Origin of the sequence: Rhodococcus sp. NPDC060176 (assembly GCF_042728675.1) — a bacterium.
Lineage (GTDB): Bacteria > Actinomycetota > Actinomycetes > Mycobacteriales > Mycobacteriaceae > Rhodococcus_F.
In genome coordinates, this window is sequence record NZ_JBHWYS010000001.1 from 1,504,306 (window position 1) to 1,521,944 (window position 17,639).

The window sequence follows — 17,639 nt, forward strand, 5'->3', positions numbered from 1 at the left end:
ACAAAGAGTGGAGGAAAAACTTCCACTTAGGGAAGGTAGTGATGAACGTCGAAGCCGAAGCACGGGACCGTAAGAAGCTGGTGGCCGTGGTGTTGGGCCTGTCTGCTGTGATCGGGCTGATGCTGCTCGCCTTCGTGTTGCCGTCGGTGAACAGTGGCCCGCACGAACTGAAGTTGGGTATCGCCGGTCCGGCTCAGGCGACCACTCAGATCAGTGCCTCGCTCGAGGCGAGCAAGCCGGGTGCCTTCGACACCCAGGACTTCGCCGACGCCGACGCGCTTCGTGACGCGATTCGAAATCGAGACGTGGTCGGCGGAATCGTTGTCGATGCGACCGGCCCTCACGTGCTGATCGCGACCGCGGGCGGTACCCCGATCGCGCAAACCCTGACCGGAGTGGCCAGTGGACTCTCGGATGCTTCGGGAACGGAGGTTCCCGTCGAAGACGTGGTGCCGTTGACGGCGGACGACCCGACCGGTGCGGGGCTCACAGCCCTGGCCTTGCCGCTGGTGTTCGGTGGAATCATGCCCGCTGTTGTTCTCGTGCAGCTGTTTCCGCGCAGCATTGCCAAGCGAGTGCTGGGCGCCGTCGGCGTCGCGGTTGTCGCAGGTTTTGTCCTGACTGCCATTCTGCAGTTCGGCACGAACAGCCTTGACGGAAACTACCTGCTCACCGCACTCGCACTCACCATGGGCATTTCGGCTATCTCGCTTCCCATTCTGGGACTCGAATCCCTGCTCGGGATGAAGGGATTCGCATTGGGGGCCGTCACGATGATGTTCGTCGGCAATCCCCTCTCGGGGATGGCGACAACTGCGGCCTGGTTGCCCGCGGGGTGGGGTGCATTGGGACAACTGCTCCCGCCTGGTGCCGCAGGGGCATCCGTCCGATCGATGGCTTTCTTCGACGGCCACGGTGCCGCCGCACCACTTCTGGTGCTGGTGTGCTGGATCGCCGTCGGGATCGCGCTGTGCGTGGCTGCCGGTCGGAAGAAGGCGTCGACGCCGGTGGTCGAACCAGAGGTAGCCCTGGTCTAGCCGGCGCGGGTTGCGTACGGGGTGAGGTCGGGAAGCGGCCAGACCCCGTCAACGCGTTCCACGGCCAGTTCGGCGACCACCGTGTCCTCGTCCATCGGTAGGGGTCGGAGGATTCGGGGCTTTCCGGCCTCCCATTCGACGTCGATGCCTGCGGAGGTCAGCTCGTCCTCGTCGATGACGGCGACGATCAGTGGCAAGGTCAGGTCGCCGAACACCAGATCGAGCACCGAAGCGAGTGCGTCCGGGGTGGTTGCGCGAATGAATCCCGCCTCGTCGTAACTGATTCCGCGCGTCGAGACCTCGTACTCACCGAAGCGCTTGCACGCTTCCCAGTCGTCGGCGATGGCGACGTGGACGAGTCGTTGTCCGGTCATGCAGTGCTCCTGTAGTGTTCGAAATAATGAAACGTCAACGTAGCATTAATTCACTGGCACGGTAACAGGAGACTTGATGGAGCAACCGCGCAGACGTGGGAGAACCAGTGACGCCGAGCGCGCCGATCGACGCAACGAGATTCTCGACGTCGCGGTCGACTCGTTTCGGGAAGTCGGGTTCGCTCGAACAACGATCGACGCGATTGCCACGGCGGCCGGCGTCGCAAAGCGCACCGTGTACAGCTACTTCGGCGACAAGTCCGCGGTCTTTGCAGCTGCGGTAGCGCGTCAGCACGCGTACGTCGACAATGCCGGCGAGGGCCAGTCCGACCTGCTGGCCGCCGCAGTGGACATCGTCATCGCCCTGCACAGTGAAAACTCGATTGCGCTGCACCGCATGATGATCGGCGAGGCACTGCAGTTCCCTGAACTGGCTGCCGCGTTCTATGAATCCGGACCGGCCAAGTCGATTGCCTTCCTGGAGAAAATCTTGCTCGATCAGCACGGACAGAAGGCTGCGCTGAGTGCGGATCAGTTGTACACATTGCTGCTCGGTGAGGAACACCGGCGGCGCCTGCTCGGGCTGGTCCCAGAGCCGACACCCGAAAGAGCTGCGCAACTTGCTGCGCGTGCGACGGGGTGCGTTCTGGGATCTGATCGGTAGGCTCGACGGGGTGAACAACTCTGTGGTCTGGTTTCGACGCGATCTGCGGGTAGGTGACCTTCCCACCCTGAGCGCGGCGTCGGATGGCGGCGGGCAGGCATTGGGATTATTTGTTCTCGACGAGAAACTGCTCGGACCGGCAGGCTCCCCCCGCCAGGATCAACTGTTCGCCAACTTGGCGGCCCTCGACAACCAGCTCGACGGAAAATTGATGGTTGTTCGAGGTGATCCGGTGGATGTGGTGCCCCGCGTGGCGGAATCCGTTGGTGCCGAAGAAGTTCACATCAGTGCAGACTACGGACCATACGGCCGACGGCGTGACGCTGCAGTGGCGGAGAAGGTGGAGTTGATCGCCACCGGTTCTCCGTACGCTGTCGCCCCCGGACGCGTCACCAAGGCCGACGGCGATCCGTACAAGGTGTTCACGCCGTACTTCCGTCAGTGGATGGAACACGGTTGGCGAGGTCCCGCGTCGACCGACGCACAGACCCTCAGTTGGTTCGATCCGAGTGAGAAGGACGGTGGCCCGCGCCGGGTGAACATTCCCGTGCCGTCTCGCGAGGTCAGCCAGTTCGTGGGTGAGGCCGGTGCGCTCGAGCAGTGGAAAGAATACTGCGAGAACGATCTTGACCGCTACGACGACGAACGAAATCGGCCGGACCTCGACACCACGAGCCGGATGTCGATCCCGCTCAAGTACGGCACGATCCATCCGCGAACCATGTTGGCAGACCTTTCCAAGCGGCTCGGCGACGGCGCTCAGGCTTACCGTCGCCAGCTGGCTTGGCGAGACTTCTACGCAGACATCCTGTTTCAACGCCCCGACAGCGCACGGAAGAACTACGACAACAAGTTCGACCGCTTACGTCACGACGGCGGAGTCGACGCGGACGCTGCCTTCACTGCCTGGTGTGAGGGCAAGACCGGCTTCCCGATCGTCGATGCGGGCATGCGGCAACTCGCCGCCGAGAACTGGATGCACAATCGGGTGCGAATGATCGTCGCGTCATTCCTGGTGAAGGACCTGCACATTCCGTGGTGGCGCGGCGCACGGTACTTCATGTCGCAACTGGTGGACGGTGACTTGGCGTCCAATCAGCACGGGTGGCAGTGGACTGCGGGGTCGGGCACGGATGCCTCGCCGTTCTTTCGGGTCTTCAACCCGATCACTCAGGGGGAGAAGTTCGATCCCGACGGCACATACGTCCGTCGGTGGGTCCCCGAACTTCGCGATGTTCCAGGCAAAGCGGTCCACTCACTGAAAGCGATGCGGCCGGTCGACTATCCGGACCCGATCGTCGACCATGCGCATGAGCGTGAGGAAGCCCTCCGCCGGTACGGCGAGATCAAAGGCTGAGTGCTCAGTGATCGGCGGGCGCTACGCGGAGGCGGTTTCCGTCCAGATCTGAAATGACGAATGTCAGGCCGAAGACATCTTCGTTGGGTTCTTCGACGACCTCGACACCCTTGGCCACCCACTCGTCGTAGATCGCCCGAATTTCGTTGCTCCCGCCGTCGACCAATATGCCGACTTCGAAATTTCGCGGTGTCGCGGGATCGAGGTCGCGTGACTTGCCGCTCCACAGTGCAAGGACCACACCGCCGCCCAGGTCGAAGGTCATGTACCGAGGGCTGAGTACCTCCGGCTTCGCGTCGAACAATTCGCCGTAGAACGCTGCTGCGGAGGCTGCATCGCTGACGTAGATCAGAAACTGATTGGGTAGTCGCACTGTGGTTTTCCCTCTCACATTGACATTCGGACCACCTGCAACGAGGCGTGTACCTTCTCGTGCGGGGCCGCGTTCAACAATCCCCTCACGCCGGACGAATGTCCAAGAACGAGTGCGTCTGAGAGGCAGACGGATTTCTTATGACGACGCCGCACCGAGGTGGTAGCCGACGCTCAGGTTCGGGTAGTAGCCGTCGATGTAGCTCGAGATGAAGTAGTGATCAGGGTCGGTTGTGCGAGTTCCGTCGGTGTCGAACTGCGGATAATCGTTGGCCATGAAGACGGCTTGTCCGCCGCCGGGAGTGGAGTAGACGACGTCGACCGTCAGGCCTCGCGGGTCCTGGTTGTATGCGGTGACGATCTCGGTCTCGTGGGGCGCGAGCGACTGGCGTGGGCTCTGCATCCACTGTCCGTAGGGATTGTCGGCGCCTACGAGATGAATTGTCTGTTCGGTGTCGTTGCTGATCGTCATCGTGATGGTATTGCCGGTTGCCGGAAGAGTTCCGGCGCTGGCGATTCCGCTCAACCCCAAAGTGAGGGCACCAGCGGCCAGGGCCGTGATTGCGGCAACTACGTAGCGTGGGTTCGTCATCGTCGGTGTCCTTTGTCCGGGTGAGCGTTCGGTTGGCTCTCTCGAAGACAACTATGTCGGAGCAGATCGATGCCGTATGTCCACTACCCGGACCGTACGAAGGAGGAACTGTGTGTCCACCGATCGGGGGACATCTACTCCGACACTGGGACAGCTTTGACCTTTCGCTCGCCGGTGACCAGCAGTCCGATCAGCGCGGCGGCCGCGAGAACCATGACGAGTGCTCCGTAGCCGCGCGTCGTATCCACCAACCCCACCTTGCCGACCAGGTAGCCGGCCAGCAATGCCGGAAGGCTGTTGGCCAGATAGGCGATGACGTAGACGGTGGACAACAATCCCGCGCGTTCGTGGTTCTCGGCCAGCGGCATGACTGTGAGGATGGTTCCCTGGAATCCTGCCCCGAAGCCGATACCTGCCACAGCCGTACCAACCAGAATCAATACTGCAGAGGACGTTTCAGCGCCGATGAGTGTGATAGCCACCCCGAGCACCAGGGCGGTGGTTCCGATCAGCATCACGGTTCGCCCGCCGAGTTTGCGGAAGGTGAGTACCGCTGCAGCTCCGAATCCCGTCAGTGTTGCGACCATGATGGCACCGATGAGTGAGCTGTGAACGTCAAGTGCGTTGCGCGCCAACGCCGGTCCGAGTGAGAGGTAGAAACCGCCCAACGCCCAGACTGCGATCAGGCACGGTGCGGTGAGCGCAATCATCGTTCGGGCTTCCCGAGGAACGGCAAGGGTGGGGCGTAGCGACTGCCAGGCTCCGGGTCGTCCGCCCGAAGTCTCGGGAGCGGCCCAAACCCCGAGGATTTCGAGAACGACCAGTACGAGAAGGACCAGGTAGACAGTGCTGGTGGGCCGGGGGAGGTGCTCGCTGATGAGACTCGAACCCACGGCGCCGACGGCAAGTCCCACTGTCGGAGCGACGCTGTTGATGATCGATCCGCGGCCGGGAGTGCGTTCGAGGTCGATCAAGGCCGAGCCCAGAGCGCTGATTGCAGCGCCGGTGGCAACACCTTGTACGACGCGGGCGATCAGCAGAATGGTCAGACCGTCTGCCGAGGCGAACAGTGCGAGCGAGATCGCCTCGAGGACGAGTGCCCCGAGCAGGACCGGGCGCCTGCCGATGTGATCGGACAGGGAACCGGCGGTCAAGAGTGTGGCGAGCAGTGCGAGAGCGTAAATGCCGAACACGAGCGTCGACGCGAGCGAGGAGAATCCCCACAACTGTTGATAGTGCTCGTACAACGGTGTCGGGGTCGCGGAGGCGCCCAGGAACGTAGCGATGATGACGGCGATGAGTGTGAAAGCGGCGCCTCGCCCCAAGCGTGGGCGTGAAGTGCTCTCGGTCGGTGGTGAAACGGTCGTTGTCATTGTCGTAGCGCTTCCCGTGCGGGTGGTGAAGACTTCAAACGCAAATACTTTGCGTTTGGGACGCTACGCTTGGCCGTAGCCTAATGCAACATCTTTGCGTTAGTATTTGATTTATGAGTCCGTCCGCAGGTCCGCGCCCCGGTGGCCGCAGTGCGCGTATCCAACAGGCCGTGCACGCGTCGGCGCGCAAGTTGCTGGAACAGCGTGATCGAGCCGAGATCACGGTGCCGATGATCGCGACCGATGCGGGAGTGACCCCGTCGACCATCTATCGGCGGTGGGGCGACATCAACGAAGTTTTTGCCGATGTCTCGATCGAGAGATTGCGACCGGACGCCGACCCGCGTGAAACGGGTTCGCTCCGAGGAGATCTGACGGTCTGGGCGCAGGACTATCTCGAGGAGATGTCGGCGCCCGTCGGTCGTGCTTCGCTGCGAGACGTGTTGATGAGCGACGATCAGACGCACGCACCGGACGGTACGAAGAAGTTCAAGTGTGCCTTCTTCTGTCGGACGCAGATCGACGTGATCCTCGCGCGTTGGCCGGAAGCTGCTGGTGTGGATGGTGATTCGGTGGTGGACCATGTGGTGGCACCGATCGTCTACCGAATCCTGTTCGACCTCGAGCCGGTCACGCCGCAGAGAGTTGCGGAATTGGTGGATCAGACTCTTGCCCTCTCAGCGCGGGTGGTTATCGAGTGACCTGCGGCTGATCGCTGCCTAGTCGGGCGTGGACGTGCATGTCGTGCCAGCCGTCGGCGTGCCTCGCGGAGCCTCGTCGAACGCCTTCTTCGCTGAACCCTGCTTTGGTGGCGACTCGGCATGACGGGGGTTGTGGATCGAGTGCTGGAGTTCGCGTCGGTGAAACCCTGCTTCTCGGAATGCCCACTCGGACAGTGCGGTTACAGCCTACGTGTTCCGGCTCTGCCACTCTGCGTTCAGTCGGCGCGCAGATTCCAGAGTCGCGATGGCCTCTTCGGTGTCAACTCGCGAGAGAACCAGTGCACTTACCGTGCAGGAGAGAAGGATTCGAGTGCGATCGGAGAGCGTGGCGTCTGTCTCGGTCGGAAAAGCGGCGTGTAATCCACTGTTGATCGCGTCGGCGAGTTCTTGGCGGTAAGCGCGGATGACGGCTGCCGCCGCGTCGTCGTGCGCGCCGAGTCCGGCAGCAGTGTTGAGGAGTAGGCAACCTCGCCGCGGTGAGTCGGCGGTCATGGTGCCGATCGCTTGTTTCAGTGAGGAAAGGTAGTCGTCGACGGCGTCCGGTCCCGGATTCGTAGTGAGATTGCGCAAACGCGGACGGATGACATGTTCGAGGTACAGCTGCACTGCGGCGTCGAACAATCCGCGCTTGTTGGTGAACGAGTTGTAGAGACTTGACCGGCTCAGTCCCGTCGCGGATTCCAGGTCGCCGAGCGATGCGCCTTCGTACCCATGTGCCCAGAACACGTCCAAAGCGGCAGCGACCACGGCTGTTGTGTCGAATTCTTGTGATCTGCCCATCAAAGCCTCGCTCTTTCTGTATCGTTTGGTCCAGTATATATTGGACCAAACGATACAGAATTCACTCTATGCAACAGGAGCTCACCGATGAACGTCGCCGGCTACATCTTCGCGGGACTGGCCGCAGCAGTGCACGTGTACATTTTTGTCCTCGAATCGATTCTCTGGACGGCCCCGAAGACACGCGCGACATTCGGCGTCAAGTCAGAAGAAGAGGCGATCACCACGCAGTCGCTTGCCTTCAACCAGGGCTTTTACAACCTCTTCCTGGCAATCGTGTCCGTGATCGGCATCGTGATTGCGGCGACCGGTTCCGCGTCGGTCGGAATCGCCCTCGTGCTGGCAGGCACAGGATCGATGGTTGCCGCGGGGTTGGTGTTGATTCTCTCGTCTCCCGACAAGGCCCGCGCAGCCGTCGTGCAGATGCTTTTCCCAGCCATTGCCGTCGTTCTGCTGGTTATTCACCTGCTCTGAGTTCGGCCTTACCCGCCGCCGAGCACCAGTGATTCGATCAGGGCAAAAGCGCCGTTGAGTGCTCCGCAGTCGAATGCTTCGGCAAGGGCGTAGCCGATGACGACTTCGTCGTTGCTCGGAGTGCTCGACCAGACTGCGTCGGTCTGTCTGGGGTCGGATTCCTCGTTCTTGGAGAACAGCGCGATGCGAACCCCGTCCCGGGTGAAGGCGCTGTTCGCGTCGTCGACGGGCGCGAAGGTCAGTGTCACGCCCTCGACGAGTGCCGAGACCGAATACGAGCGCCGGGACAGAAACCCTTTGCCGACAGTGAGTTCGACTTCGTCGCCACCGAGAGTGAAGAACAGATCGGCGGCAGCCCGCGTTCCGATGGGTGTGCCTTCGCGGCGTGGGGCGTCGACTCGGCGCGTCAACAGAGCGCGCGATTCGCCGTTTCGGACGTCCACGACCCCGGTGTCGACGTCGAAGGAGATCTCGACTTTTCCGTGAATCGGGTCCATTGCGGCGTAATTGACCGTCACTGTGCCTACCCCTGTAAGTGTGAACTCGGGTCCATAATACGTGGTGGGAGCGTTGTCCAGTATGCCCGAATCCGAAAAAATACTGCCGAATGACGCGCGTTTGCGGCCAAATGCTTCTACTCTGGGTCTTGGGTTTGTTGCGCATCCCACAAAGGTTTTTCCCACGCCAGACGAGGAGCGCCTATGAGGTTGTCGACTACTTGTTCTGTTGCTACGAAGGCTTGATCAAGCCGGAATTGCCTCTGCCGGATGGTGCTCGAGACCCATCCGGCAGAGGCAATTCTGCATCAGTTCGGGCCTTTAGCCGCCGGCGAATTTTTCCGAGGTGCCGAGATCGATCGGCAGTGCGATCCCAGTGATCCCGCGCCCGGCCGGCCCCACCAGGTAGAACACCGCATCCGCAATCACTTCGGGGTCGACCCACGGATGGGGCAGCAGATTCAGCTTCGACATGATGGGAGCGGTGTCCGCGAGGACGGGATTCTCCAAGTCTGGACGGAACGCGCGAACCATCGGTTCGTTGTCGATCATCGTGGTTCGCACATTGCCCGGGTGCACGGAGTTGACCCGAATGTCCGCCCAGCCGAGCTCGTTGGCCAGAGACTTCGCCAAACCGCGAACGGCGTGCTTGGACGCGGAATAGTGTGCGATACCCGGCACGCCGCGAAGGCCGGCCATCGAGCTGATCAACACGATCGACCCACCCCGATTGCCGTTCATGATGTGCGGAATCGACACTTTGGTCGTCAACCAGACGCCGGTGACATTGATGTCCATCAGCTCGCGGAACTCTTCGGCGCTCAGATCCCAGGACAGTTTTGCCGATGCCGCGATTCCCGCGTTGGCAATCACGATGTCCAGCCGGCCGAGCTCCTCGACTCCGGCGTCGACCGCTGATTTCAGGGCATCGACGTCGCGAGTGTCCGCGACGGACGCGACGATGCGCCGGCCCTGAGCTTCGACCAGGGCGACGGTCTGGGCGAGGTCGGCCTCGGTGGCCATGTCGTACCCCGCCGTTGCGACCGGCGCGCAGAGATCCACCGCGATGATGTCCGCGCCCTCGGACGCGAGCTTGACGGCATGCGCGCGCCCTTGACCACGCGCCGCTCCGGTGATGAATGCGACCTGACCGTCCAAATTGCCCATCGAACTTCCCCTGCCCGTGTAAAGCGCCAAAACTGGAACGTGTTCATACTGCTATGCCCGGTGCCGGGCAGGCAGGGGAATTCGCGAAATCCTTATCCGCGAAGGAGTTTGGACAGCTCGTCTAATACGCTCGCGTCCTCGATGGTCGACGGGACCGTGTACTCCTCGTTGTCGGCGATTTGCCGCATGGTCTTGCGGAGGATCTTGCCGGAACGAGTCTTCGGTAGTGCGGCGACGACGGTGACGTCCCGGAACGTGGCGACAGCACCGATCTGGTCGCGCACCCGCGCGACCAGTTCCTGTCGGAGAGTTTCGGGATCGATGTCGACGCCGGACTTGAGCACGACGTAACCGCTCGGCCGTTGCCCCTTGAGTTCGTCGTGAATGCCGATGACGGCGCATTCGGCGACCGCCGGGTGGCCCGCGACGACAGCTTCCATGCTTCCGGTCGAAAGACGGTGTCCGGCAACGTTGATCACGTCGTCGCTGCGCCCGAGGACAAAGACGTAGTTGTCCTCGTCGATGTATCCGGAGTCGCCGGTGAGGTAATAGCCTTCGAATGTCGACAGGTAGGACTTCACGTACCGATCGTCGTCACGCCACAGTCCGGCGAGTGTTCCGGGAGGAAGTGGCAGGCCGATCACGATGTTGCCCTCGGTGCCCGGTCCCACGAGTTCGCCCTTGCCGTCGACGATTTCGACGCGGTATCCGGGGCAGGCGACGGTGGGTGAGCCCGCTTTGATCTCCATGGGTTCGAGGCCGCGCAGATTCGCGCAGATTGCCCAACCGGTTTCTGTCTGCCACCAGTGATCGACCACCGGGCGATCGAGAATCCGAGTAGCCCACTCGTAGGTGTCGGGATCCAAGCGCTCGCCGGCCGCGAACAGCGTGTCGAGCGACGAGATGTCGTACTTGGCGAGCTCCTTTGCGTCCGGGTCGGCCTTGCGGACCGCGCGGATGGCTGTCGGAGCGGTGAAGAGTGCCGATACCTTGTATTCGGAAATGATGCGCCAGAATGCACCAGCGTCGGGGGTGCCGACGGGCTTGCCTTCGTACATGACCGTCGTGGCTCCGGCGAGCAAAGGTCCGTAGACGATGTAGGAGTGGCCGACCACCCAGCCGACGTCGGAGGCGGTCCACCAGACCTGGCCGGGGCTGATGTCGTACAGATTCTTCATCGTCCACGTCAACGCAACGGCATGGCCACCGTTGTCCCGGACGACGCCCTTCGGCTTACCGGTTGTTCCCGAGGTGTAGAGGATGTAGAGCGGATCCGTCGCGGCGACCGACACCGGGCCGGCAGGGGTGGCATCGGCGATCAGCTCGTCCCAGTCGAACCAGGCTGCGGCACTTGACTTGTAGTCGGCAGCAGCGCCGGGAATCTGCTCACGATTCTTCACGATCACGGTGTGAGCGGGGGTGGCGGACAGTTGCAGAGCCTTCTCGACCATCGGCAGGTACTCGATGGTTCGGCCGGGCTCGAGGCCACCGGACGCCGTCACGAGCACCACGGGGCCGGCGTCGTCGATACGCGTGGCAAGTTCCTTGGCTGCGAAGCCGCCGAACACCACTGAATGCACAGCACCGATACGGGCACACGCCAGCATGGCGATCGCAGCCTCGGGGATCATCGGCATGTAGATGATGACACGGTCACCCGCGACAACACCCTGATCTTTCAGGACACCGGCGAAGAGTGAGACCTGCTCGAGGAGTTCGGAGTAGGTGTACGTGGCCTTGGTGGGGACCATCGCGGAGTCGAAGATCAACGCGGTCTGATCGCCGCGGCCGTCGCGGACGTGCCGATCGAGGGCATTGAAGCTGGTGTTGAGCGACGCATCCGGGAACCAGCGATAGATCGGTGCGGCGGAATCGTCGAGTGCCTTCGTGGGCGCGACATCCCAGTCGACGGCACGCGCTGCATCGAGCCAGAACTTCTCCGGCTGATCCATGCTCTCGCGATACGCGTCGGCATACGTGGTGTGGGACGCCTGCTCAGAAGAGCTCATCGACGTGTGTCCTCTCGTGAACTTCGCTAACCCGTGACCTGAAGCACCTTAGGTTACCGCTAGTGCCGTGCGCCTCAGTGTGGGTGCGGGTACCGTCCGTTTGCGCCGGACGGGCCCGTCCCGTCGGCCAGTGGTGCGTCGGCGGGTGGGATAGGCCAGGGACTTGGGCCAGGGACTGAAGGGGGAATCGGTGTGACGGATACGGCGCAACGTGCGGGCTTCTGGGGAGTCCTCGCTCAGCGTGATTTCCGGCTTCTGTGGACCGGCGACGCCGTCAGCGGCATCGGAAACGGTGTCACGACCGTCGTGCTGCCGTTGATCGCGCTTCGCGAATTGGAAGCGAGTAACTTTCAGATCGGTGCGCTGGCCTCGGCGGTGTGGTTGCCGTGGTTGATCGTCGGGCTACCCGCCGGTGCCTGGATCGACCGGCTGCCTCGCCGTCCGATCATGATGATCGCGAACGCTGCGTGCGCGCTGCTCTTCGCGAGCGTCGCGATCGCCGGCCTCATGGGGGCGGTGACATACGGCCACCTGCTTCTGGTCGCTCTGCTCACCGGTACGGCCACCGTTTTCTTCCAGGCGGCCTACCATGCGTATCTCCCCACGGTGCTCGACGAAGCGGATCTGGCCGAAGGGAACTCGAAGATACAGGGCGCCGAGGCCGCAACCCGGGTGATCGGCCCGAGTATCGGTGGACTGTTGGTAGCGACTGTCGGGCTGGCAGCCGGTCTGCTGGTCGATGCTTTCACCTTCGTCTTCTGCTCAGTGTGCATCTGGCTGATTCGTGCGCAGGAAACGGTTGACCGCGGACACGGCGGCCGAGAACCGTTTCGGCGCCAGATAGCGCTCGGACTGCGATTCGTCGCAGCTGATCCGTATCTGCGGCCCATCGTCGTCTACGGGACTCTTCTCAATTTCGGTCTCGCCGGGTACACCACGATCCAGATCGTTTTCCTCGAAAAGACGGTTGGCGTGGGGGAGTTCGGACTCGGACTTCTGTTGGCGATTGCCGGGGTCGGCGGAATTGTCGGGTCGATGATCGCGCGCCCGCTCGGGCGCCGATTCGGTACTGCCCGAAGCGTTCTCATCTGTCAGTTGGTGACGGGACCGTTCATCCTGTTGGCACCTCTGACGACGTACGGCGCCGGCCTGTTCTGGTTCTGTGCGGGAGGAATGGTGATGATCGCCGGCGTCGTGTCCTGCAACGTAGTGCTCGGTAGCTTCCGTCAGAGTTACTGTCCGCCGGACCGTCTCGGTCGAGTGGTGGCGACGAGTATGTTCTTGTTGCACAGCACTATTCCGCTGGGTGCGTTGCTGGCGGGCTGCCTGGGTGATCTCGTAGGTGTGCGCGGAACCATGTGGATCATGGCCGGGTTGATCGCGCCGTGCGGATTGGTCTTGCTCTTCAGTCCACTGCGCGGCATCCGCGATCTACCGAGTCGGCCCGCCGAGTCACTGCGCTAGAGAATCACTGTGGCAGCGAATCACGGCGGTGAGCTGCTGCGGCCTCTTCGCTTCGAATCGCGATACGAAGAGTCGCGAGCATGAACAGCGAGACGGCAAAACCGAACAGCGCGCCGAACTGGTCCTGCGTGAACAGGTACACCTGCGTCACCAGAAGGCTCACCACGATCGATGCGCGCAGTAGCCGCAAGGCCCGGAGGTAAGGACCGCGGAAGAGGAACCACACTCCCAGAACCACAAGAACTCCGGTTGCAGCCGTGGAGATCTGGACGACGAGGTCGGAGACGTCGTCAGCTTCGACGCCGTTCTCGGAGACGAGTGCGTAGATCACCTGGGCTATCGCGAGGAGGGCCTGCAAGACGAACAGTGTCAGTACCAGTCGGCGGACAATTCGGTGCCCGAGCAGTGCTTCGGCCCGTTGGAAGAACACGTTGCGAGCACGCGTGATCTTCGATTCGATACCGCCGACCGGCGGAGTCTGTGTGTGCAAGCCGGCCTTGATCGAGTCGACGAGACCGGTGAGGCTGCGGTCTTCGACGCCGTCGAGTACGCGGAGGGCGTGGTTGTACTGGATCTCGTCGAGCTGACCGAGAGCGAGGTCCGAGAGCGCTCGCGCGCCGATGGCGAGCCGATGACGATCATTCATACCGCGCCGAATCACCACCTCGCGCGCGGCCAGATAGAAGAGGACGAAGACGACGTACATGATCGCGATGGCAGGCTGGTAGAAGTAGTCGACGTCGGCGGTGACAAATTTTCCGACCTCGTCGATGAAGAGGCCGAATCCGATTCCGCCGACGAGGGTCGCCAGATCGCGCGTGCGAGAGCCTTCGGTGATGGCGGTCGAGACGATGGCGACGGCCATCAGCAATCCACCCCACAAAACGTGGGCGATGTGGAGGGAACCGCCCCCGATCTGGGGATAGCCGGTTGCCGCAAGGTAAGCGCGGGTGATCAGCACGGTCGCAATGGCAGCGAACAGGAACAGCTCGAAACGAGCCAGTGCCGCACGGTCGTAACTGTGTGGCAGCGTCAGTGCAGTCCGGTCCTTCGTCGTCATTGCGGAACTCCCAGGTTTCGATAGCGCGCGATACGGGAGGACTGGCGATCGGTGTCTGACTCCTCGGCGAGAATGAAGAGTTCGTGCGCGATTGCTGCCCCTACTCTCTTGGAGAATTCCACGGGCTCGTCGGCCGCGTCAGGGGTTTCGGGAATGATGGCGTCGATCACGCCGTCTCGCAGCAGATCCAACGAACGAATTCCCTGCGCTGCGGCCATCTCCGGGGCGTGACTGATGTCGCGATGGACAATCGCGCTTGCGCCTTCCGGTGGCAGGGGAGCGAGCCACCCGTTCTGTGCCGCGAGTACCCGGTCGGCAGGTAGCAGGGCCAGAGCGCCACCGCCGGTTCCCTGACCGAGCAGCACTGACACTGTCGGGGTTCTCAGCGTCACGAGGTCGGCGATGCAGCGGGCGATCTCAGGGGCCAGTCCACGTTCCTCCGCTTCCTTGGACAGCGACGCGCCCAAAGTGTCGATCACGAGGACAAGCGGGAGTTGTAGTTCTTCGGCAAGTTTCATGCCCCGTCTCGCCTCACGAAGCGCGGCCGGTCCCATCGTGGTGAGCGCGGATTGTCCACTGCGGTCCTGGCCGAGCAGGATGCACGGAAAGCCTCGGAAGCGGGCGAGCGAGAGCAAGATCGTCTTGTCGGTTTCACCCTGCCCGGTGCCGCTGAGTGGTACCTGTTCGGTCGCGGCATGGCGGAGCAACTGCCGGATGCCTGGTCGATCCGCCCGGCGCGAGAGCATCACCGACTGCCAGGCTGGGACATCGGGAATCTCGGGCGAGGGAATCGGGTCCGCGACTGCCGGAGTCGGGGGATCGGTGAGCACGCACAGCGCTCGGTTGACCAGCAGACGGAGGCGGTCCACCGGGACGACGCCGTCGATCACGCCGTTGCGGTACAGGTTCTCGGAGGTTTGGATCCCGTCGGGAAACTTTTCGCCGTAGAGGGATTCGTAGACACGGGGGCCGAGGAAACCCACCAGGGCGCCCGGTTCCGCGACGGTGATGTGGCCGAGAGATCCCCACGACGCAAAGACCCCGCCAGTGGTGGGATTACGCAGGTACACCAGGTAGGGCAGGTGCGCAGCTTTGTGAACAGCCACTGCCGCAGCGATCTTCACCATCTGAACGAAGGCGACGGTTCCCTCCTGCATTCGTGTTCCGCCGGAGGTGGGCGAGGCGAGCAGTGGGAGTTGTTCTGCCGTAGCACGTTCGACGGCGGTCACGATCCGTTCGGCTGCAGCAACTCCGATCGAACCGGCGAGAAAGCTGAATTCACAGGCAATCACCGCGACCCGACGCCCCCGAACGGTGCCGACGCCGGTGACGACGGACTCGTCTACTCCACTTTTCTCGCGGGCCTTCTTCAGGTCTTCCGCATATTTCGGCCCAGGCCCGACGTCGACGGGCGGGGAGTCCCACGAGACGAAGCTCTCGGGATCGAGTACCGCAGTGAGTAGTTCTTCGGCCGAGATTCGCACAACGTCCTCCAAGTAAGCAGCACCCCGTCCAGGATGAACCTACCTGGACGGGGTGCCGCCGGGATCGCGTGGCGTCAGTTGTGCGCCGGAGAATCAGCGTCCGAACGCTTCCTTCCATGAAACGACCTTGCCGATGCGAAGGATGGAGCGCTGGTAGATCTTTGCCGCGATCATCGACAACGCAGCAGTCACGATCAGCATCAACAGAATGGTTCCCACGATCTGGAAAGGAGAAGCTACACCGGCGGAAATGCGCAGGGGCATGAGGATCGCCGAGAACGGCGGAATCCAACTCAGCACGTTGCTCAGGGTTCCTTCGGGATTGCTCACCGAAACGAAAGCCACGCTGACCATTGCCATGACAAGCAGTGCGAGTGGCATCGCGGTGGCATTGACGTCCTCCTGCCTCGAGACCATGGACCCGGCCGCGGCGTACAGCACGGCGAAGAAGAGGAAGCCGAGAATGAACCACCCGAGAGTGCCGAACAGAACACCGATCGCGGTGCCCGTCACGGTCAGGACGCCCGTCGCCAATCCGGTCGCGACGCCCGCGACAGCATAAGCAGCCATCTGCATCAGGCCGACAGCGCCGATTCCGAGAACCTTGCCCCACAACAACTGCAGCGGACGCAGAGTCGAGAGCAACAACTCGACGACGCGACTGGACTTCTCCTCGACGACGCCCATCGCCACGTACGTTCCGAACAGCAAGATCTGCATGTACAGGAGCACCACGGCAGCGATCGACATCGCTATGCGTTGGCCCTGTTCGGGATCCGGCGGATCGATGGCATCGATGGTGACCACTGCGGTGGACGTGGCTTCGGCGAGCTGAGCCGGATCGATCCCCGCGGCGGACAGCGCATTCGACTGTGCCTGTTGTGCAACGGAACTCTCGATGACGGCGCGCAGATTCGTGGGCACTTCTTTCTTGGTCACGACAGTGACGCCGCCGCCCGATCCAGCGATCACGGCCACGTCGAGGTCGCCGTCCTTGACCTGACCACGCGCGGTCCCGTCGTCGGAAACCTCCGTCACCGTCACCGGATTTCCGAGGGTGTCGCCGATGGACACCATCGTGGCACTGAGCGACTGGTTGCCGACCAAGCCGATCTTCGACTTGTCCTCGTCGCCACCGGAAAAGAGTGAGAAGGCGATGATGCCGCCGACGATCGCGACCAGAATGATGACGTTGCTGATCACAAAACTCTTCTTCGAGATCTGCGTCATGAATTCGCGTCGAGCGACCAACCCGATGGCTCGACCTCCACTCAACTGGTTGCTCATGCGGCTACTACCTCTCGGAACAGATCGGTCAGTGACGGACGTCGTAGCGTGAACTCGTGCACCGGACCGGTTTTCAACGCTGCATGCAGGATCTGCTGATCGTCGGCGGTGCCGTCGACGCTCAGGAGTGTTCGACCGTCGAGGTGGCTCAGTGTGGTGACACCGATCAGATGGTGTGCCCAACCGACCGGAGCGTCAGGGGCGAAGACTTCGATTCGGCCGTCGCCCTTGCCTCGTAGTTCGTCGACGGTTCCGATCTCCCGCATGCTGCCGCGGCTGATGATGCCGACGCGATCGCACAGGCGCTCCACCAGATCCAGCTGATGGCTCGAGAAAATTACGGGAACACCGGTGCGAGCCTTCTCGACCAACACGTCACTCATGACGTCGACCGCTACCGGGTCCAGGCCCGAAAACGGTTCGTCCAGAACGAGTACCGAAGGATCGTGAACCAGCGCAGCCGCGAGCTGCACTCGTTGCTGATTGCCGAGGGAGAGGGAGTCGACGGTGTCTTTGACGCGTTCGGCAATGCCCAGACGTTCGGTCCACCGCTCCGTGGCCGCATGCGCGTCGGCTTTCGAGAGTCCATGTAGTTCGGCCAGATAGGAAAGTTGCGCTCCCACCTTCATCTTGGGGTAAAGGCCGCGTTCCTCCGGCATGTATCCGATAGTGCGACGCACTTCGAGGTCGACGGGTTTGCCGCCGAGACGAACTTCCCCCGAATCTGCTCCGAGGACACCCAACGCAATGCGCATCGTGGTCGTCTTGCCGGCGCCGTTACTGCCGACAAATCCGAAGATCTCGCCCGGGCGGACTTCGAAACTCAGGTTGTCGAGTGCAACGACGTCGCCGTAGCGTTTCGAGATGCCGTCGATCGTGAGGGTGGCTGACATGGGTCCTTCCCATCGGTCGAGTGGTGCGCTTCG

Annotated in this window: 18 protein-coding genes; 6 read left to right on the forward strand and 12 right to left on the reverse strand. The window is 62.3% G+C overall.

Features of this window, described 5'->3' with window-relative positions:
* Positions 1-41: 41 nt before the first annotated feature.
* Positions 42-1,037, forward strand: coding sequence for an ABC transporter permease (locus ACFWEM_RS07255; protein WP_378532351.1), 996 nt, complete (start codon positions 42-44; stop codon positions 1,035-1,037).
* On the opposite strand, the gene ACFWEM_RS07260 is transcribed toward ACFWEM_RS07255, so the two are convergent.
* A complete protein-coding gene (locus tag ACFWEM_RS07260; protein WP_378532353.1) occupies positions 1,034-1,411 on the reverse strand; it encodes a DUF952 domain-containing protein in 378 nt (125 codons plus the stop codon). The two genes, ACFWEM_RS07255 and ACFWEM_RS07260, sit on opposite strands and share 4 nt — an antisense overlap.
* A gap of 76 nt (positions 1,412-1,487) precedes the next feature.
* On the opposite strand from ACFWEM_RS07260, the gene ACFWEM_RS07265 reads away from it, so the two are divergent.
* On the forward strand, positions 1,488-2,075 hold the full coding sequence (locus tag ACFWEM_RS07265) for a TetR/AcrR family transcriptional regulator (RefSeq protein WP_378532355.1): 588 nt from the start codon (positions 1,488-1,490) through the stop codon (positions 2,073-2,075).
* A gap of 10 nt (positions 2,076-2,085) precedes the next feature.
* On the forward strand, positions 2,086-3,432 hold the full coding sequence (locus tag ACFWEM_RS07270; RefSeq protein WP_378532357.1) for a cryptochrome/photolyase family protein: 1,347 nt from the start codon (positions 2,086-2,088) through the stop codon (positions 3,430-3,432).
* Positions 3,433-3,436: 4 nt separating this feature from the next.
* On the opposite strand, the gene ACFWEM_RS07275 is transcribed toward ACFWEM_RS07270, so the two are convergent.
* From ACFWEM_RS07275 to ACFWEM_RS07285, 3 genes are all read right to left on the reverse strand, one after another.
* Positions 3,437-3,805, reverse strand: coding sequence for a VOC family protein (locus ACFWEM_RS07275; RefSeq protein ID WP_020970460.1), 369 nt, complete (start codon positions 3,803-3,805; stop codon positions 3,437-3,439).
* 138 nt (positions 3,806-3,943) lie between these two features.
* Positions 3,944-4,396 carry a hypothetical protein gene (locus ACFWEM_RS07280; protein ID WP_378446279.1) on the reverse strand — a complete coding sequence of 151 codons (453 nt, stop codon included), beginning with the start codon at positions 4,394-4,396 and terminating at the stop codon, positions 3,944-3,946.
* A gap of 134 nt (positions 4,397-4,530) precedes the next feature.
* Complete coding sequence (locus ACFWEM_RS07285; RefSeq protein ID WP_378532359.1) at positions 4,531-5,769, reverse strand: MFS transporter; 1,239 nt, start codon at positions 5,767-5,769, stop codon at positions 4,531-4,533.
* 113 nt (positions 5,770-5,882) lie between these two features.
* Here ACFWEM_RS07285 and ACFWEM_RS07290 point away from each other — a divergent pair, with 113 nt between their 5' ends.
* Complete coding sequence (locus ACFWEM_RS07290; protein ID WP_378532361.1) at positions 5,883-6,470, forward strand: TetR/AcrR family transcriptional regulator; 588 nt, start codon at positions 5,883-5,885, stop codon at positions 6,468-6,470.
* A 207-nt stretch (positions 6,471-6,677) separates the two neighbouring features.
* On the opposite strand, the gene ACFWEM_RS07295 is transcribed toward ACFWEM_RS07290, so the two are convergent.
* A complete protein-coding gene (locus ACFWEM_RS07295; RefSeq protein ID WP_378532363.1) occupies positions 6,678-7,271 on the reverse strand; it encodes a TetR/AcrR family transcriptional regulator in 594 nt (197 codons plus the stop codon).
* 87 nt (positions 7,272-7,358) lie between these two features.
* Here ACFWEM_RS07295 and ACFWEM_RS07300 point away from each other — a divergent pair, with 87 nt between their 5' ends.
* On the forward strand, positions 7,359-7,745 hold the full coding sequence (locus ACFWEM_RS07300) for a DUF1304 domain-containing protein (RefSeq protein ID WP_378532365.1): 387 nt from the start codon (positions 7,359-7,361) through the stop codon (positions 7,743-7,745).
* Between the two features lie 8 nt (positions 7,746-7,753).
* Here the strand turns inward: ACFWEM_RS07300 and ACFWEM_RS07305 are convergent, their stop codons facing one another.
* The 3 genes from ACFWEM_RS07305 to ACFWEM_RS07315 form a co-directional block, all read right to left on the reverse strand.
* Positions 7,754-8,263 (reverse strand): hypothetical protein, encoded by a 510-nt coding sequence (locus tag ACFWEM_RS07305; RefSeq protein WP_378532367.1) that lies wholly within the window; start codon positions 8,261-8,263, stop codon positions 7,754-7,756.
* Between the two features lie 300 nt (positions 8,264-8,563).
* Positions 8,564-9,409 carry a mycofactocin-coupled SDR family oxidoreductase gene (locus ACFWEM_RS07310; protein WP_378532369.1) on the reverse strand — a complete coding sequence of 282 codons (846 nt, stop codon included), beginning with the start codon at positions 9,407-9,409 and terminating at the stop codon, positions 8,564-8,566.
* 92 nt (positions 9,410-9,501) lie between these two features.
* The gene (locus ACFWEM_RS07315; protein ID WP_378532371.1) at positions 9,502-11,418 is read right to left on the reverse strand and encodes a propionyl-CoA synthetase; all 1,917 of its coding nucleotides are present in this window, start codon (positions 11,416-11,418) and stop codon (positions 9,502-9,504) included.
* A gap of 192 nt (positions 11,419-11,610) precedes the next feature.
* On the opposite strand from ACFWEM_RS07315, the gene ACFWEM_RS07320 reads away from it, so the two are divergent.
* On the forward strand, positions 11,611-12,882 hold the full coding sequence (locus ACFWEM_RS07320) for an MFS transporter (RefSeq protein ID WP_378532372.1): 1,272 nt from the start codon (positions 11,611-11,613) through the stop codon (positions 12,880-12,882).
* Positions 12,883-12,886: 4 nt separating this feature from the next.
* On the opposite strand, the gene ACFWEM_RS07325 is transcribed toward ACFWEM_RS07320, so the two are convergent.
* From ACFWEM_RS07325 to ACFWEM_RS07340, 4 genes are all read right to left on the reverse strand, one after another.
* Positions 12,887-13,942 carry a hypothetical protein gene (locus tag ACFWEM_RS07325; protein WP_378532374.1) on the reverse strand — a complete coding sequence of 352 codons (1,056 nt, stop codon included), beginning with the start codon at positions 13,940-13,942 and terminating at the stop codon, positions 12,887-12,889.
* Complete coding sequence (locus ACFWEM_RS07330) at positions 13,939-15,426, reverse strand: carboxyl transferase domain-containing protein (RefSeq protein ID WP_378532376.1); 1,488 nt, start codon at positions 15,424-15,426, stop codon at positions 13,939-13,941. The genes ACFWEM_RS07325 and ACFWEM_RS07330 overlap by 4 nt, the downstream gene beginning before the upstream one ends.
* 93 nt (positions 15,427-15,519) lie before the next feature.
* Entirely contained in the window at positions 15,520-16,713 is a 1,194-nt protein-coding gene (locus ACFWEM_RS07335) for an ABC transporter permease (RefSeq protein ID WP_378532378.1), read from the reverse strand.
* The gene (locus ACFWEM_RS07340; RefSeq protein WP_378532380.1) at positions 16,710-17,606 is read right to left on the reverse strand and encodes an ABC transporter ATP-binding protein; all 897 of its coding nucleotides are present in this window, start codon (positions 17,604-17,606) and stop codon (positions 16,710-16,712) included. The genes ACFWEM_RS07335 and ACFWEM_RS07340 overlap by 4 nt, the downstream gene beginning before the upstream one ends.
* Between the last annotated feature and the right edge of the window lie 33 nt (positions 17,607-17,639).

Coding starts and splice junctions, on each gene's coding strand:
- ACFWEM_RS07255 (WP_378532351.1), top strand. CDS start 42: ATGAACGTCGAAGCCGAAGCACGGGACCGTAAGAAGCTGGTGGCCGTG.
- ACFWEM_RS07260 (WP_378532353.1), bottom strand. CDS start 1,411: ATGACCGGACAACGACTCGTCCACGTCGCCATCGCCGACGACTGGGAA.
- ACFWEM_RS07265 (WP_378532355.1), top strand. CDS start 1,488: ATGGAGCAACCGCGCAGACGTGGGAGAACCAGTGACGCCGAGCGCGCC.
- ACFWEM_RS07280 (WP_378446279.1), bottom strand. CDS start 4,396: ATGACGAACCCACGCTACGTAGTTGCCGCAATCACGGCCCTGGCCGCT.
- ACFWEM_RS07285 (WP_378532359.1), bottom strand. CDS start 5,769: ATGACAACGACCGTTTCACCACCGACCGAGAGCACTTCACGCCCACGC.
- ACFWEM_RS07290 (WP_378532361.1), top strand. CDS start 5,883: ATGAGTCCGTCCGCAGGTCCGCGCCCCGGTGGCCGCAGTGCGCGTATC.
- ACFWEM_RS07295 (WP_378532363.1), bottom strand. CDS start 7,271: ATGGGCAGATCACAAGAATTCGACACAACAGCCGTGGTCGCTGCCGCT.
- ACFWEM_RS07300 (WP_378532365.1), top strand. CDS start 7,359: ATGAACGTCGCCGGCTACATCTTCGCGGGACTGGCCGCAGCAGTGCAC.
- ACFWEM_RS07310 (WP_378532369.1), bottom strand. CDS start 9,409: ATGGGCAATTTGGACGGTCAGGTCGCATTCATCACCGGAGCGGCGCGT.
- ACFWEM_RS07315 (WP_378532371.1), bottom strand. CDS start 11,418: ATGAGCTCTTCTGAGCAGGCGTCCCACACCACGTATGCCGACGCGTAT.
- ACFWEM_RS07325 (WP_378532374.1), bottom strand. CDS start 13,942: ATGACGACGAAGGACCGGACTGCACTGACGCTGCCACACAGTTACGAC.
- ACFWEM_RS07335 (WP_378532378.1), bottom strand. CDS start 16,713: ATGAGCAACCAGTTGAGTGGAGGTCGAGCCATCGGGTTGGTCGCTCGA.
- ACFWEM_RS07340 (WP_378532380.1), bottom strand. CDS start 17,606: ATGTCAGCCACCCTCACGATCGACGGCATCTCGAAACGCTACGGCGAC.